Raw genomic sequence first — 14755 nt, 5'->3', positions numbered from 1 at the left:
GATCAATGTCCCATTTTCAGATTGGTGCGCGCCAGCAGGATGACGGGCAGAAGGCCGGCCAGCACGATCGCCAGCGCCGCCACGGCGCCTTCCTCGTACGTGCCGCGGGCGGCTTCAGCGTACAGCCAGGTTGCCAGCGTGTCGAAATTCATGGGGCGCAGTAGCAGGGTGGCGGGCAGCTCCTTCATGGCATCCACGAACACCAACAGGGCACTGGCCGCCAGCGCGGGCCGCAGCAAGGGCAGGTGGACGCGGCGCAAGGTGCCGCCAGCGCTTTCGCCCAACAGGCGCGATGCTTGCTCAAGCGAAGGCGGAATGCGCGCAAGTCCGGCTTCCAGTGCGCCGGTGGAAATGGCCAGGAATCGGATCACGTAGGCACATACCAGCGCGGCCATGGATCCCATCAGGAACAGCCCGGTTCCGCCAAAGACCTTGGCGACCGCGGTGTCTATCCACACGAAAGGTGTCAGCAGCCCGATCGCCAGGACGGTGCCGGGCACCGCGTAGCCCAGGCTGGCTATGCGCGCGCACGCGCGGCCGGGATTGAATCCCGCGCTTTCACGCAAGGTGCGGCCGGCCCACGCCACGATCAAGCCGCAAAGCAGCGTGACGATGGTGGCACTGAACGCCACGATCAGTGTATTGCTCAGGCCATTGATCAGTTGCTCGGACACGCCGCCCACCAAATGCAGGCGCTTGTAGGTTTCCACGACCAGGTACAAGGCAGGCGCCACAAAGCCCAGCACCACGGGAATCCAGCCCAGCACGGCGGCGATGGCGGCGGCCGGCCCGTGCAGCCGGCGCGCCTGCATCGGCCGCATGCGCTGCGTGTTGGCATAGCGTTGCCGCTTGCGGCCGTGGCGTTCCAGCAGGATCAGCCCAATCACGATGGCCAGCATCGTCAGCGCAATCTGCGCCGCGCCGGCCAGGTCGGACCGCGTCACCCAGGTGGTGTAGACCGACACCGTCAACGTCTGCACCCCCAGGAATTCAGACGCGCCAATGTCATTCAAGGTTTCCAGCAAGGCCAGGCTGACGCCCACCACGATGGCGGGGCGCGCCAACGGCAGGGCCACCCGGCAAAACACGGCCACGCGGCCCGCGCCCAAGGTACGCGCGGCTTCCAACAGGCTGGCCGCCTGCGTCATGAACATCACGCGGGTGCTCAGGTAGACGTAGGGGTACAGCACGAAACCCAGCACGAAGATGGCGCCGTAGATCGACCGCAGGTCAGGCAAGCGGAAATCGCGCGGGCTGTCGTAGCCCAGCAGCGCGCGGATGGCGGTCTGGATGGGGCCGATGGGGTGCAGCAGGTCCAGGTAGGCAAACGCAATGATGTAAGTGGGTACCGCCAGCGGCAGCAATAGCGCCCAGGTCAGAATGCGGCGCGTGGGAAAGTCGTAGGCGGTCACCAGCCAGGCCGCGCCCGTACCCAGCAGTGTGACGACCACGCCCACGCCTGCCAGCAGCATCGCGGTGTTTGCAAGCGCTTGCGGCAGCACGTAGCTGGCCAGGTGCTGCCAATGCGCCAGGTCACCACCCAACGCCCACCAGCCCAACGTCAGCACGGGGGCCAGAACGGCCAGGGCGATCAGCCCGGCGCCCGCCAGCCAGCCGGCGCCGCGTTCTGTCCAGCGCAGGCGCATCGGCCGGGGCAGGGGCCGGGGCAAAGATTCAGTGTGCATACTTCAAAGTCGATGGCATCAATGGCAAGGCCTGTTCCCTTCAAAAAAGGGAACAGGCCCAATACTGTCAGACGGCCGCATCACGCCATAAGCGTCATACGGCTATCGAAAGATCAGTTGTCGAAGCCGACCTTGTCGACCAGTTCGCTGGCTTGTTTGCGATGCTTGGCGATTTCAGTCAGGGGCAGCGGATCAACCTTCAATTCACCAAAGCTGGCAATGACCGGATCCAGCTTCACACCCTTGCGCACGGGGTATTCGTAGTTGGCCTGGGCGTACAGCGCCTGGGCAGGCTCCGACACCAGGAAGTCCAGCAGCTTGATTGCGTTTTCCTTGTGGGGCGCGTGCGCGGCCACGGCGGCGCCGCTGACGTTCACGTGCGTGCCGCCGCTTTTCTCGTTGGCGAACGTCGGGCGGATGACCTTGATGGCATCCCCCCACTTGCGCGCGTCGGTGCCGGGTTGGGCGTTCTTCATGTGGCCCACGTAGTAGGCATTGGCCAGGCCGATGTCGCAGATGCCGCCGAGGATGTCGCGCGCCACGTCGCGGTCGCCGCCAGCGGCCTTGCGGGCCAGGTTGGCCTTGACGCCGCGCAGCCATTTTTCAGTGGCTTCGGCGCCGTCATGCGCAATCATGGACGCGATCATGGCGGTGTTGTAGGGGTGCTGGCCCGAACGGATGCAGACCTTGCCTTTCCACTTGGGGTCGGCCAGGTCTTCGTAGCGGAAGGATTCCAGCTTCAGGTCCTTTTCCACATACAGCACGCGGTCGCGCAGCGACAGGGCGTACCACTTGCCGTCAGCGCCACGCAGGTTGGCGGGAATCACCGATTCCAGGGTTTGCGACTTGATCGCTTGCGTCACACCGCCGTCAACCAGGTCCAGCAGGTTGCCGATGTCCACGGTCATCAGCACGTCGGCGGGCGACTTGGCGCCTTCGGCCTTGACGCGCTCGAGCAGGCCGTCCTTGACGAATACGGTGTTGACCTTGATGCCGCTTTCTTTGGTGAAGGCGTCCAGCAGAGGCTGGATCAGCTTGGGTTCCCGAGTGGTGTACAGGCTGACTTCTTCGGCGGCGTTGGCTGAAACGGTGAAGGCGGCGGCGCCTGCCAGCGCGAGGGCGCGCAGCAGTGAATTCAATTGGGGACGCTTGGTCATGTCGGGAACTCCGGCTAGGGCTGCTAGAGGAAAGGGCAGGGCGAAAGCCTGGCCGTTCCCCTGCTTAAAACAGTCTGCTAACGAAAATGATTATCAACTGAGAACGCGACGATAACAGGAAGCAAAGGCGCATTCAACTATTCGTAAGGGGTGGCTGTTCAAGGCTTGATCCCTATCAATACGGCATAAGCGTATTACGGAATAATGAGACAAGTTCCCAACAAGACCTGTAGAATAGGGTCAACCCTAATACAACGAATCCGACATGGCTGCTTTCAACACTGAGCGCGTACTTAGCGTGCACCACTGGAACGACACCCTGTTTTCCTTCACCACGACGCGTGACGCGGCCTTGCGGTTCCACAACGGCCACTTCGTCATGATCGGCCTGGAAGTTGAAGGCAAACCGCTGCTGCGGGCCTACAGCATCGCCAGCGCCAACTACGAAGAAAACCTCGAATTCCTCAGCATCAAGGTGCAGAACGGCCCGCTTACGTCGCGGCTGCAGCACCTGAAAGAGGGCGACACCATTCTGGTCAGCCGCAAGCCGGTTGGCACCTTGGTTGTCGACGACCTGAAGCCCGGCAAGCATCTGTTCCTGTTCGGCACGGGCACGGGCTTGGCGCCCTTCATGAGCATCATCAAAGACCCGGATATCTACGAACGTTTCGACAAGGTCATTCTTGTTCACGGCGTGCGTTGGGTCAGCGAACTGGCCTACGCCGACTTCATCGAGAAAGAACTGCCAAACAACGAGTTCTTCGGTGACGTCGTCCGCGACAAACTCGTGTACTACCCCACCGTCACGCGTGAACCGTTCCGCAACCAGGGCCGCATTACGGAACTGATGGAAAACGGCAAGCTGTGCAGCGACATCGGCATTCCGCAAATCAACCCGGAAACCGACCGCGCCATGATCTGCGGTAGCCCGCATATGCTGGCTGACATCAGCGCCATGCTCGACAAGCGCGGCTTCACCGTGTCGCCGGGCGTGGGCCAGCCGGGCGACTACGTGGTTGAACGCGCGTTTGTTGATAAATAATCGATAACGACGCGTCAACACCTTCAAGCAAAAAACCCATCGCATGCGATGGGTTTTTTGCTATGGGGCAGGCCACCAGCCATGGCGGCCAAACTCCGCTCGCATCATTCGGGCTTGATGCCCGCCTTCTTGATGATTTCGCCCCACTTCTTTGCTTCGGCTTGTTGGAACTTGGCCAATTCGTCCGGCGTGGAGCTGGCGGCGTCGGTGCCTGTCTGGGCATAGAACTGCTGGGCTGGCTTGGCCTTGGTGGCATTGACCAACAATTCATTCAGACGCTTGACCACGTCCGGCGGCGTGCCGGCCGGCGCGTAGGCCGCGAACCAGTAACCCATTTCGTAGCCGGGCACGCCCGCTTCGGCAATCGTCGGTACGTCTGGGGCCAACGGCGAGCGCGCCGTGCCCGTCACGCCCAGCGCGCGCAGCTTGCCGGATTTGACTTGCGGCAGGCCCGTTGCCGTGTCGGTAATCATCATGTCGATCTGGCCGCCCAGCAGGTCAGTGACTGCCAGCGGATTGCTCTTGTACGGCACGTGCAGCAGTTGCACACCGGCCATCTGCTGCAAGAGTTCACCCGCGATGCGGCTGCTGGAACTGCCGCTGCCAAAGCTCAGCTTGCCAGGCTGCTTCTTGGCTTGCGCCAGGAATTCGCCCACGGTCTTGGCCGGCGAACTGGGGTTCACCACCATGATCTGGCCGCCTTTGCCCAACAACGTGATCGGCGCGAAGTCCTTCACCGGGTGATAGGTCAGCGACTTGTACAGGTGCTCATTGGCGGCGTGGGTGGTGTTTGTGGTGATCAACACCGTATAGCCATCCGGCGTGGCGCGTGCACCGGCGGCGGCGCCGATCATCGCGCTGGCGCCCGGCTTGTTTTCAATGACCACGGCCTGGCCGGTCTGCTCGGTGACGCCCTGACCGATAGCGCGGCCGATCTGGTCGGTGGCGCTGCCGGCCGCGAACGGCACGATGAAGGTGATGGGTTTGGTGGGGAACGATTGGGCCAGGGCGGTCAAGGGCAGGGCCGCGGCCAGCAACAGGGCCAGGCGGCCCTTGGATGAAATGCGCATGTTGTGTCTCCTGTGGTGTTTTTTTATAGGGGGGTGAAAAGAATCAGGCGGCCGGGGGACGGTCGCCGGGTACATCTGGCAGCCGGCGCGCCAGTTCAGCACTGACCTCCACCGTCAGGTCCAGCAATCGAAAAGACAGGCTTTTGCCGTGCGTGTCCAGGTTCAGCGCGTCGTTCACGCCGCCGTCCAACACGCCTTCCAGCACGAAGTTCATGGCGTGCAGGGTCGGCAGCAAATAGCGCGTGACACGCGCGGGATGGCGGTACGCGAACCAGTCGGCCACGCGCGCTTCGGTTACCTGCGCCGCCAGCACCTCGTAGCACTCCGGGTCCCAGGCAATCAGGCTCAGGTTGGAAATGTTGCCCTTGTCGCCAGAGCGGCTGTGAGCCAGGCGATACAGCGGCACGGCCTGCGGGTTTGACGAATGGCTCATGGCGCGATGGCCTCCAGGAAGTTCCAGCCGCTGTGTACGGCGTCGCGGGGGATAGTGCACGACAGCATGTTCAGCCGGGGCCGCAACGCCGTGCGCACGCCGCCGCCGCCCGCGGGGCCGCAGGTGTACAGCGCCGTCACTTCGCGCAGGATGCGTTCGGCCTGGGCGCGATCTGCGTGTTCGCCCGCCAGGCGCAGGCGCACATCGCGCGCATGGGAATCGGGCAGCGCGCGGCGCATTTCGCCTGCGTCGTCGCCCAGGATGCTGATGGCGCCGATCAGGTCGGCCCGCAAGGTAAAGGCGGATCCCAGCCGCTTCTGCACGATGTCCGCGGCCAGGCGGGCGCGCGCTTCCGCCTGCACGCCGGCATAAGAGATCTCGGCTTCGGCCAGCCAGCCGCCGCGATAGCAGACGTTGACCTTCAATTCGGACGGCCGCGCGTGGCCTGTGATACCGTGTACCGCAACGCGGTTGCCGCCCAATTCCACGACGCGCGCCTGGCTTAAGTCAGCCACGACATCGGGCGTGAGATAGCGCGCGGGGTCGTGGACTTCGTACAGAAGCTGTTCCTTCACCGTGCGGGCATCCACCGCGCCGCCGGTGGCGTCGGCCTTGCCGATGATGAATTCGCCGTCGGCATCAATCTGCGCAATGGGAAAGCCCGCCGCATGCACGTCCGGCACCTCTTTCAGGCCCGGCACGCAGAAGTAGCCCCCCGTCACCTGCAAGCCGCATTCCAGCATGTGGCCGGCCATCGTGGCGCGGCCCAGGCGGGGCCAGTCTGCCGCGTCCCAACCAAAGTGACCCAATGCCGGACCCAGCGTGAGCGATGGGTCGGCCACGCGGCCTGCCACTACCACCTGCGCGCCCGCCGCCAAGGCCTCTGCGATTTCCGTAGCGCCCAGATAGGCCGTTGCGCTGACCACGTCGTGTCCGGCCAGCTCGGCGCCCAGCCGTTCTTGCAGCAGGGCGCGTTGCTCGGGCGTGTTCAGGGCGTCACCATGGATGACCGCAATGCGCGGCACGGGCAAGCCCTGTTCGCGCGCGATGGCGGCAATGCGCCGGGCGGCGGCCTGGGGGTTGGCCGCGCCGAAGTTGCTGACGATGTTGATGCCGTGGCGCAGGCAGTCGGCCAGCACCGGCGACACCAACTCGTCCAGCAGCGGTTCATAGCCGCGATTGGGGTCGTCGTTGCGCGCCAGTTGCGCCAGCGCCAGCGTGCGTTCGGCAAGCGTTTCGAAGATAAGCGTGCCGCCGCCCTGGGCGGCCAGGGTGCGCACCACGGCGGCGGCGCCATCGCTTCGGTCGCCCGAAAAGCCAGAGGCGCAGCCGATAAGCAGGGGAGATTGAGGCATGAGAGGTCCAGTCGGCCTTGCGGTTTCAGGCCACTATAGGCATGCGCGGATCATCCGTAAAATAGAAAGATCGGATTAATTGATAGAGAAAAGCCATGAATCTATCTGCCCGGCAATTGCGCGCCTTTGTTGCGCTTGCCGACGAACGCCATTTCACGCGGGCCGCGCAACGCTGCCACCTGACGCAGCCCGCCTTCAGCGCACTGATCCGGCAACTGGAAGACAGCGCTGGGTTACGGCTGTTTGACCGCAACACCCGGCACGTGGAGCTGACCGCCGAGGGCAGGGTGCTGGATGCGTCCGCGCGCCGCCTGCTGGCAGACATGGACCTGGTCATGGAAGACATGCGCGACCACGCCGCCCGCCGCCGTGGCCGCGTGGCGCTGGCCGCGCTGCCGTCGTTGGCGGCGGGCTGGCTGCCTGGCCTGTTGGCCCGCTTTGGGCAAGCGCACCCCGGCATCGTGGTGGACTTGCGCGACGCCTTGCTGGACCCTTGCCTGGACATGGTGCAAAGCGGGCAGGTGGATTTCGCCGTGGCCTCGCGCCGGCCCGACATGACGGACCTGGACAGCGAATTCCTGCATGCCGATCGCTATTTTTTGGTGTGCCGCGCGGATCATCCCTTGGCGCAACAGCCCAAGGTGCGGCTTCGGGACATTGCCCGCTACCCCGTCATCCAGCTTGCGCGCGGCAGCAGTGTGCGCAAACATCTGGACGTGGCCTTCGGCGCCGATGCGCCTTTGCCCGTGTTTGAAGTGGAGCATCTGGCCACCGTGACCGGGCTGGTTCGAGCCGGCTTGGGGGTATCTGTCGTACCCGCCATGACCCTTTTTCATTTCGCCAGCAAAGACCTGCGCGTGGTGCCGCTGGCCGGGCGCGCGCTGACCCGGCCGCTTTATCTGGTGCAGCGCAAAGGCCGCAGCTTATCGGTGGCCGCGCAGGCGCTGGCGGACTTGTTGATCGCCCACCGGGGCGATATCGGCGGCGCCGGCCATCAGGCAGAGTCATGAAACAGGGCTTCGATCATCCCTGCGGCATTCGGCCACTTTCGCAAACGTCTATTGCTAGATAAACTTCGATAGTTGTAGCTTCTATCCGTCACCTGAAGGATTCCGCCCATGAGCAAGCAAATCATCCATACCGACGCCGCACCCGCCGCCGTTGGCCCTTACTCGCAAGCGGTTGCCGTTACCGGCACCAAGACTGTCTACCTGTCGGGTCAGATCGGCCTGGAGCCGGGCACCGGTGATCTGGTCTCCGAGAATTTCGACGCACAAGTGCGTCAGGCCTTCGCCAACATGCAGGCCGTGATCACCGAAGCCGGTGGCACGCTGGACAACGTCGTCAAGCTGACCCTGTTCCTGACCGACCTGGGCAAGTTCACCGCCGCCAACTCCATCATGGCCGAGATCATTCCGCAGCCGTTCCCGGCGCGCTCGACCATTGGCGTGGCCAGCCTGCCCAAGGGCGCGCAGTTCGAAGTCGAAGCCATCATGGTTCTGTAAGGCGTACCCGCACGCAGCATTCCAGGGGTTCGTTCCACCATGCCGGCCGCGGCCGTGGCATCCAAGCGACCCGGCGCCGATAAAAACGGCGCCGGCAAACCCATGACGGATACCGAGCGCAAGCTTCGTAATCTGGGTCTGGTGTTGCCCGAGGACTTCGTGCTGCACCTGCCGCTGCGCTACGAAGACGAAACCCGCGTCATTCCGATCAGCGCCTTGCGGCCCGGCTATGCCGGGCAGGTGGAAGGCGAGATCACAAAGTCCGAAGTGCAGTACCGGCCTCGGCGCCAACTCACCGCCACGCTGGCGGATGACACCGGCGAGATCCAACTGCGCTGGTTGAATTTTTATCCCAGCCAGCAAAAGCAGATCAGCGTGGGTAAGCGCCTGCGCGCGCGCGGTGAAGTCCGCAGCAATCTGTTCGGCCGCCAGATGGTGCACCCGCGCATGACCAATGCCGATGCGCCATTGCCCACCGCGCTGACCCCGGTCTACCCCACCACCGAAGGCCTGCCGCAACTGACGTTGCGTCGCGCCATCGCCCAGGCGCTGGACCGTGCCGACCTGTCCGACACGCTGCCACCGGAAGCCCTTCAACGCTACGACCTGCCGCCCTTCGAACCCGCCATCCGCGCCTTGCACACCCCCGCGCAGGGCGAGTCCGAACAAGCGCTGCTGGACCGCGTGCATCCCGCCTGGCGCCGCATCAAGTTCGACGAGCTGCTGGCGCAACAACTGTCGTTGGCCGCCGCGCGCGCCGCCCGCCGCATTAAGGAAGCGGAATCGCTGCCGGTGCGCAATGAATCGGGCGGTCTGGTTGCCAAGCTCTACGCCAACCTGCCGTTCAAACTGACCGCCGCCCAAGAGCGCGTGGTGCAGGAAATTTCGGCGGACCTGGCCAAGCCGTATCCCATGCACCGCCTGCTGCAAGGCGACGTAGGCAGCGGCAAAACCGTGGTCGCCGCCATTGCCGCCGCCCAGGCCATTGCCAGCGGCGCGCAAGTGGCCTTGATGGCGCCCACCGAAATTTTGGCCGAACAACACTTTCGCAAGCTCGTTTCTTGGCTGCAACCCCTGGGGGTGAACATTGCCTGGCTAAGCGGCAGCCTTACCGCCAAGGCCCGCCGCGAAGCCGCCGCTGCCGCCGCTGATGGCAGCGTGCAACTGGTGGTGGGCACGCAGGCACTGATCCAGGACCACGTTGAATTTCATCGCCTGGGGCTGTCCATTGTTGACGAGCAGCACCGCTTTGGCGTCGGCCAGCGCCTGGCCCTGACCAAAAAGGGCGAAACCGTGCGCGGACGCATCGTCCCGCACCAATTGAACATGAGCGCCACCCCCATTCCGCGCACGCTGGCCATGACCTTCTTCGCGGACCTGGACGTGTCGGTCATCGACGAACTGCCGCCCGGCCGCACCCCCGTGCTGACCAAGCTGGTCTCGGACGCCCGGCGTGAAGAAGTCATCGCCCACGTTGCCCAGGCAGCGCGCGGCGGGCAGCAAGTGTATTGGGTCTGTCCGCTGGTGGAAGAAAGCGAGGCCCTGGAACTGCAAACGGCCGTGGACACCTACGAAGGCATGCGGGTTGACCTGCCCGACCTGCGCATCGGCCTGGTCCACGGCCGCCTGCCCCAAGCAGAGAAAGCCGCCGTCATGCAGGCCTTCCGCGAAGGCGAGGTAGACCTCTTGGTAGCCACCACCGTCATCGAAGTGGGCGTGGACGTGCCCAATGCATCGCTGATGGTCATCGAACACGCCGAGCGTTTTGGGCTGGCGCAATTGCATCAGTTGCGCGGGCGAGTAGGGCGCGGCACCGCCGAATCGGTCTGTGTGCTGCTCTACCAGACGCCGCTATCGCAAGTGGCGCGCGAACGCCTGCGCGCCATGTTTGAAACGTCGGATGGCTTCGAGATTGCCCGGCGCGACCTGGAACAGCGCGGTCCCGGTGAATTCCTGGGCACGCGGCAATCCGGCATGGCGCTGCTGCGTTTTGCCGACCTGGAAACCGATGCCGCCATTGCGGAAGACGCGCGCGATGCCGCCGTGTGGCTGCGGGCCGAGCACCCCGCCGCGGTCGAGGCGCATCTGGCGCGCTGGATGCGTGGCCGCGAAGACTTCCTGCGGACCTGATGCCATGCGGCCCGCTCTTAACCTGAATCACTTCAGCGCAGGCCCCAAGGCCCGCGCGCAACCCCCGGGGGCGTAGTCCACCATGACTCTCACCGAACTCAAGTACATCGTTGCCGTCGCGCGCGAACGCCACTTTGGCCGCGCCGCCGAAGCCTGTTTCGTCAGCCAGCCGACGCTGTCGGTCGCGATACGCAAGCTGGAAGACGAACTGGGCGTGACGCTGTTCGAACGCGGCGGCGCCGAGGTGGGCGTTACCCCCATCGGCCAGCGCATCGTCGCGCAGGCGCAGAAGGTACTGGAAGAAAGCGCCAGCATCAAAGAAATTGCACGACAGGGCCATGACCCGCTGGCCGGCCCATTGCGCGTGGGCGTCATCCACACCATCGGGCCGTACCTGCTGCCCAAACTGGTTCCCGTGCAAATCGGCCGCACCCCGCAAATGCCGCTGCTGCTGCAAGAGAACTTCACCGTGCGCCTGGTGGAACTGCTGCGCCAGGGCGAAATCGACTGCGCCATCATGGCGCTGCCCCTGCCCGAAGCGGGCCTGGTCATGCAGCCGCTGTACGACGAACCCTTCATCGTTGCCGTGCCCAACGACCACGAACTGGCCCAAAGAAAATCCATCGACGCCCAGGACCTGAAGCAGCAAACCATGCTGCTCTTGGGCAGCGGCCATTGCTTTCGCGACCAGGTGCTTGAGGTTTGCCCTGAACTGTCACGCTTTTCAGCGGCCAGCGACGGTATCCAGCGCACCTTCGAAGGCTCGTCCCTGGAAACCATCCGCCACATGGTCGCCGCCGGCATCGGCGTAACCGTTCTGCCCATCACCGCCGTGCCCGAACACCCGCCCAGCAATAGCCTGCTGCGCTACGTGCCGTTCGACGGCCATGTGCCCGAACGACGCGTCGTCCTGGCGTGGCGCCGCAGTTTCCCCCGGCTGGCCGCCATCGAAGCCCTGGCCCAAGCTGTCTACGACTGCGAACTGCCTGGCGTCAAAATGCTTGCCGACGAGGTGGCAGCGGTGCAGGACTAAACGCGTATGCAAGGCTAGGCATGTCGCAACGCGCGCTACCTTTGCGCCGTATCAATGCCAGGCCTTGCCACCGTGGTTTTGTGCCGCGATTGCGTCAATTCAGCATGTTTGCAGTGGTATCCTTCCTTCGTACTTTTCCTAATAGGAGCTAACAATGGCCAAGTCCCCCAAGAAGACCCCGAGCAGCGCCCCGCGCATCAACATCGGCATTTCGGACAAGGACCGCGCCGCTGTCGCCGGCGAATTGTCCAAGCTGCTTGCCGACTCGTACACGCTGTACCTGATGACGCACAACTTCCACTGGAACGTCACGGGGCCCATGTTCAACACGCTGCACCTGATGTTCATGACGCAGTACACGGAAGAGTGGAACGCCCTGGACAGCATCGCCGAACGCATCCGCGCCCTGGGCCACTACGCGCCCGGCACCTACCGCGAATATTCCAAGCTGTCGTCCATTGCCGAACCCGAATCGGTGCCGGAAGCGCTGGAAATGGTGCGTCTGCTGGTCAGCGCAAATGAATCCGTCGCCAAGACCGCGCGTTCCGCCTTCGAAAAGGCCGACGCCGCCAACGACCAACCCACCGCTGACCTGTTGACCCAGCGCCTGGACGTGCATGAGAAGAATGCATGGATGCTGCGTAGCCTGTTGCAATAACTTAGGCGTTTGATCGCTTACAATGGCCGGCCATCTTTCCAGGCGGAAAGATGGCCGCAACTTTGTGAACACCCAGATAATGGCCGCCGCAAGGCGGCCATGTCCATGTATCCGTGCCACAGACAACGCCCATACTCACTCGACGTCTAGCTTTGCCCCCCATCGCCGCGCCTTTGTCGCGCCGGCTTCGCGTGCCCTGCGGCCTTGCCGCAACCCCCCTGGCCACCGCGCCAACTCAGTCCCCCAAGCATGCACACCACCGATAGCCAAGAGCCCGGATTTCCGCGCTGCGTTCTCATCACCGGCGCAACCGGAGGCATCGGCGGCGCGCTTGCGCTGGAATACGCCAGCGCCGGCGCCAAAACCCTGATCCTGCAAGGCCGCAACGCCGCACGTCTGCAAGAACTGGCCGACCGTTGCGGCGCGCTGGGCGCGCGTGTCATTACCCACGAGCTTGACGTCCGCGACCACGACGCTTTGATGGCGTGGTTGGCCCGCGTCTGCGAAACCGAAATGCCCACCTTGGTGGTTGCCAACGCAGGCGTCAACATCAACACAGGGCCAGACGGGCAGGGCGAGGACTGGCAAGACGTCCATCGCCTTGTGGACGTAAACGTCAAAGCCGTCTTCGCCACCGTCCACGGCGTGCTGCCCGCCATGCGACGCTTGGGGCATGGACAGATTGCATTGATCAGCTCATTGGCTGCCTGGAGAGGCTTGCCGGAAACCCCCAGCTATAGCGCCAGCAAGGCCGCGGTGAAGGTGTACGGCGAAGCCATGCGCGACGCGCTTGCCGATGAAGGCATCAAGTTCAACGTGGTTATGCCGGGGTACGTGGAGTCGCAGATGTGCTTCGACATGCCTGGCCCGAAGCCGTTTCTGTGGAAGGCGGATAGGGCGGCCCGGGTGATTCGCCGTGGATTGCAGCGGAATCGGGCAAGGATTAGTTTTCCGTTTCCGTTGAATCTGGGGTGCTTCTTGCTGTCGGTGATACATCCGGCCGTGTCGGGGTGGATCCTGAAGAGGATGGGCTACGGTGATTGAGGCGTTCTGGATTCCGTTGCTGCCGCCGTATTTGATTGGGTTGGTGTTGTCGTTTGCCGTGGAGGCGTTGCTGACGCCACGGCCGGTGGCGCCTTGGCGGCGACCGATGGCGGCGGTGGGCGTGCATGTGGGGGTGTGGACGCTGGCGTTTGCGCTGGAGCTGATGCTGTTTCGGCGGCCGTACTTTGCGGTGGCTAATGTGTTGGCGATTGAGCTGTTGATCGTGCTGGTGAGTAATGCGAAGTTTAAGGCGCTGAAAGAGCCGTTCGTTTATCCGGATTTTGAGTATTTTTTGGATGCTGTGAAGCATCCTCGGTTGTATTTGCCGTTTTTTGGCCTGACCCGTGCCTTGGCAGCGGGAGGCGGATATGCGACCGCCTTGTGGGTGGGGTTGGCACTGGAAGATTCGGTCACGGCCGGCGCGGGGATTTGGCTGGTGTCGTTCCTTGAATTGCATCAGGAGCATATGTTTGATCCCACGGCCCCCGTGGTGCCGTTCCTAGCATGTACAAGCGGCTTGGCAATGGCAGGTTTCGGCTTGGCTATCCGCTCTCCTGGGCGAAATTTAGTTAACTTTGATGCGTCGGAAGATCTGGAGCGCTTAGGCCTAATTGCGGCACTCTGGGCTTATGGCAGCTGCGAACGACTCCCTATCGAAGATCTGAGTAGTCGGGCTCCGTTCGCGAGCGTCAAGCCTCCAAGTACCCTTCCCGACCCTTTGCCCGATCTAGTCGTTATACAGAGTGAATCCTTCTTTGATGCGCGCCGCGCGTACCCACAGTTGCTGCATCAGGACATACTGGGCAACTTCGACTTACTCAAGTCCGAGGCAGTCGCCCATGGCCAACTGAAAGTGGCGGCCAGGGGGGCAAACACTGTGCGCACCGAATTCGCCTTTCTCACTGGGTTGGCGAGAAAGACTTTGGGCGTCCATCAATACAACCCGTATCGGAAGCTGGCTGGCAAGGGCATTCAGACGATAGCTTCCTACCTTAAGACGCTGGGCTACCGAACCATCTGCGTGCATCCTTATCATCGAAGCTTCTATCGCAGAGATAAAGTTCTACCAGTCTTGGGATTCGATGAGTTCATTGGTATTGAAGCTTTCATGGGCGCGCCTCGAGACGGGCATTATGTTGGGGACCGAGCTCTTGCTGATTACGTCGCAGGCATGTTGCTAGAGGGCTCGGAAACGCCCTTGTACGTGCATGTGATCTCAATGGAAAACCATGGGCCGCTGCATTGGGAAAGTGTTGTGCCAGGTAACGTCGCCGACGTGATCACCGGCCCAATGCCGCAAGGTTGCAATGATCTAGTGGTATACGCACGCCATCTACGTAATGCTGACGCCATGTTCGGGATATTAAGGAATACGCTGATAACTCGCGACCGCCCAGCCTCGATGTGCATTTTTGGTGATCATGTGCCGATCATGCCCAGTGTTTATAGCAACTTGGGCGAGGTCGAGGGCACGACTGATTATTTGGTTTGGCGTTCCGACCGCCCAGGAAAAGGGGAAGAGTGCATGGAGGACGTCACAGTGTTAGGCGACCTCATGCTAAGAGAGAGCGAGCTTCTTGGGGCTAGCTGCATAAGATTAGCAAGCCTTCACGCATAATCGGGCTAACATAAATTTACGAATA

13 protein-coding genes are annotated in these 14755 nt (G+C 63.0%); 8 read left to right on the top strand and 5 right to left on the bottom strand.

Features of this window, described 5'->3' with window-relative positions:
* Positions 1 to 2 precede the first annotated feature (2 nt).
* Positions 3 to 1685, bottom strand: a complete 1683-nt coding sequence (locus tag P8T11_RS05990) for an ABC transporter permease (RefSeq protein ID WP_268077794.1) — start codon at positions 1683 to 1685, stop codon at positions 3 to 5.
* Between the two features lie 113 nt (positions 1686 to 1798).
* Positions 1799 to 2842, bottom strand: a complete 1044-nt coding sequence (locus P8T11_RS05985) for a Fe(3+) ABC transporter substrate-binding protein (protein ID WP_268077795.1) — start codon at positions 2840 to 2842, stop codon at positions 1799 to 1801.
* 265 nt (positions 2843 to 3107) lie between these two features.
* Between P8T11_RS05985 and P8T11_RS05980 the strand changes: the two genes are divergently transcribed.
* Positions 3108 to 3884 (top strand): ferredoxin--NADP reductase, encoded by a 777-nt coding sequence (locus tag P8T11_RS05980; protein WP_268077796.1) that lies wholly within the window; start codon positions 3108 to 3110, stop codon positions 3882 to 3884.
* A 104-nt stretch (positions 3885 to 3988) separates the two neighbouring features.
* Here P8T11_RS05980 and P8T11_RS05975 read toward each other — a convergent pair whose 3' ends face one another.
* Genes P8T11_RS05975 through P8T11_RS05965 form a run of 3 tightly spaced genes read right to left on the bottom strand, consistent with a single transcriptional unit; the run spans position 3989 to position 6742 of the window.
* On the bottom strand, positions 3989 to 4954 hold the full coding sequence (locus P8T11_RS05975) for a Bug family tripartite tricarboxylate transporter substrate binding protein (RefSeq protein WP_268077797.1): 966 nt from the start codon (positions 4952 to 4954) through the stop codon (positions 3989 to 3991).
* A gap of 43 nt (positions 4955 to 4997) precedes the next feature.
* Complete coding sequence (locus P8T11_RS05970; protein WP_268077798.1) at positions 4998 to 5387, bottom strand: AtuA-related protein; 390 nt, start codon at positions 5385 to 5387, stop codon at positions 4998 to 5000.
* Positions 5384 to 6742: an acyclic terpene utilization AtuA family protein gene (locus P8T11_RS05965; RefSeq protein WP_268077799.1), complete on the bottom strand. Its 1359-nt coding sequence runs from the start codon at positions 6740 to 6742 to the stop codon at positions 5384 to 5386. The genes P8T11_RS05970 and P8T11_RS05965 overlap by 4 nt, the downstream gene beginning before the upstream one ends.
* Before the next feature lie 95 nt (positions 6743 to 6837).
* Between P8T11_RS05965 and P8T11_RS05960 the strand changes: the two genes are divergently transcribed.
* From P8T11_RS05960 to P8T11_RS05930, 7 genes are all read left to right on the top strand, one after another.
* The gene (locus tag P8T11_RS05960) at positions 6838 to 7752 is read left to right on the top strand and encodes a LysR family transcriptional regulator (RefSeq protein WP_268077800.1); all 915 of its coding nucleotides are present in this window, start codon (positions 6838 to 6840) and stop codon (positions 7750 to 7752) included.
* A 108-nt stretch (positions 7753 to 7860) separates the two neighbouring features.
* Complete coding sequence (locus P8T11_RS05955) at positions 7861 to 8247, top strand: Rid family detoxifying hydrolase (RefSeq protein ID WP_046804923.1); 387 nt, start codon at positions 7861 to 7863, stop codon at positions 8245 to 8247.
* 39 nt (positions 8248 to 8286) lie between these two features.
* Positions 8287 to 10377, top strand: coding sequence for an ATP-dependent DNA helicase RecG (gene recG / locus P8T11_RS05950; RefSeq protein ID WP_268077801.1), 2091 nt, complete (start codon positions 8287 to 8289; stop codon positions 10375 to 10377).
* 82 nt (positions 10378 to 10459) lie between these two features.
* Positions 10460 to 11410, top strand: coding sequence for a LysR substrate-binding domain-containing protein (locus tag P8T11_RS05945; protein WP_268077802.1), 951 nt, complete (start codon positions 10460 to 10462; stop codon positions 11408 to 11410).
* Positions 11411 to 11564: 154 nt separating this feature from the next.
* Entirely contained in the window at positions 11565 to 12068 is a 504-nt protein-coding gene (locus tag P8T11_RS05940) for a Dps family protein (RefSeq protein ID WP_268077803.1), read from the top strand.
* Positions 12069 to 12317: 249 nt separating this feature from the next.
* Positions 12318 to 13112 carry an SDR family NAD(P)-dependent oxidoreductase gene (locus P8T11_RS05935; protein WP_268077804.1) on the top strand — a complete coding sequence of 265 codons (795 nt, stop codon included), beginning with the start codon at positions 12318 to 12320 and terminating at the stop codon, positions 13110 to 13112.
* A complete protein-coding gene (locus tag P8T11_RS05930) occupies positions 13105 to 14730 on the top strand; it encodes an LTA synthase family protein (RefSeq protein WP_268077805.1) in 1626 nt (541 codons plus the stop codon). Before P8T11_RS05935 ends, P8T11_RS05930 begins: the two co-directional genes overlap by 8 nt.
* The last annotated feature ends 25 nt before the right edge of the window (positions 14731 to 14755 follow it).

Source organism: Achromobacter spanius (genome assembly GCF_029637605.1).
Classification (GTDB): Bacteria; Pseudomonadota; Gammaproteobacteria; order Burkholderiales; family Burkholderiaceae_B; genus Achromobacter; species Achromobacter spanius_E.
This window is presented reverse-complemented; position numbering and strand designations above follow the sequence as displayed.

Coding starts and splice junctions, on each gene's coding strand:
- P8T11_RS05945 (WP_268077802.1), top strand. CDS start 10,460: ATGACTCTCACCGAACTCAAGTACATCGTTGCCGTCGCGCGCGAACGC.
- P8T11_RS05990 (WP_268077794.1), bottom strand. CDS start 1,685: ATGCACACTGAATCTTTGCCCCGGCCCCTGCCCCGGCCGATGCGCCTG.
- P8T11_RS05940 (WP_268077803.1), top strand. CDS start 11,565: ATGGCCAAGTCCCCCAAGAAGACCCCGAGCAGCGCCCCGCGCATCAAC.
- P8T11_RS05980 (WP_268077796.1), top strand. CDS start 3,108: ATGGCTGCTTTCAACACTGAGCGCGTACTTAGCGTGCACCACTGGAAC.
- P8T11_RS05955 (WP_046804923.1), top strand. CDS start 7,861: ATGAGCAAGCAAATCATCCATACCGACGCCGCACCCGCCGCCGTTGGC.
- P8T11_RS05970 (WP_268077798.1), bottom strand. CDS start 5,387: ATGAGCCATTCGTCAAACCCGCAGGCCGTGCCGCTGTATCGCCTGGCT.
- P8T11_RS05960 (WP_268077800.1), top strand. CDS start 6,838: ATGAATCTATCTGCCCGGCAATTGCGCGCCTTTGTTGCGCTTGCCGAC.
- recG (WP_268077801.1), top strand. CDS start 8,287: ATGCCGGCCGCGGCCGTGGCATCCAAGCGACCCGGCGCCGATAAAAAC.
- P8T11_RS05975 (WP_268077797.1), bottom strand. CDS start 4,954: ATGCGCATTTCATCCAAGGGCCGCCTGGCCCTGTTGCTGGCCGCGGCC.
- P8T11_RS05985 (WP_268077795.1), bottom strand. CDS start 2,842: ATGACCAAGCGTCCCCAATTGAATTCACTGCTGCGCGCCCTCGCGCTG.
- P8T11_RS05965 (WP_268077799.1), bottom strand. CDS start 6,742: ATGCCTCAATCTCCCCTGCTTATCGGCTGCGCCTCTGGCTTTTCGGGC.
- P8T11_RS05935 (WP_268077804.1), top strand. CDS start 12,318: ATGCACACCACCGATAGCCAAGAGCCCGGATTTCCGCGCTGCGTTCTC.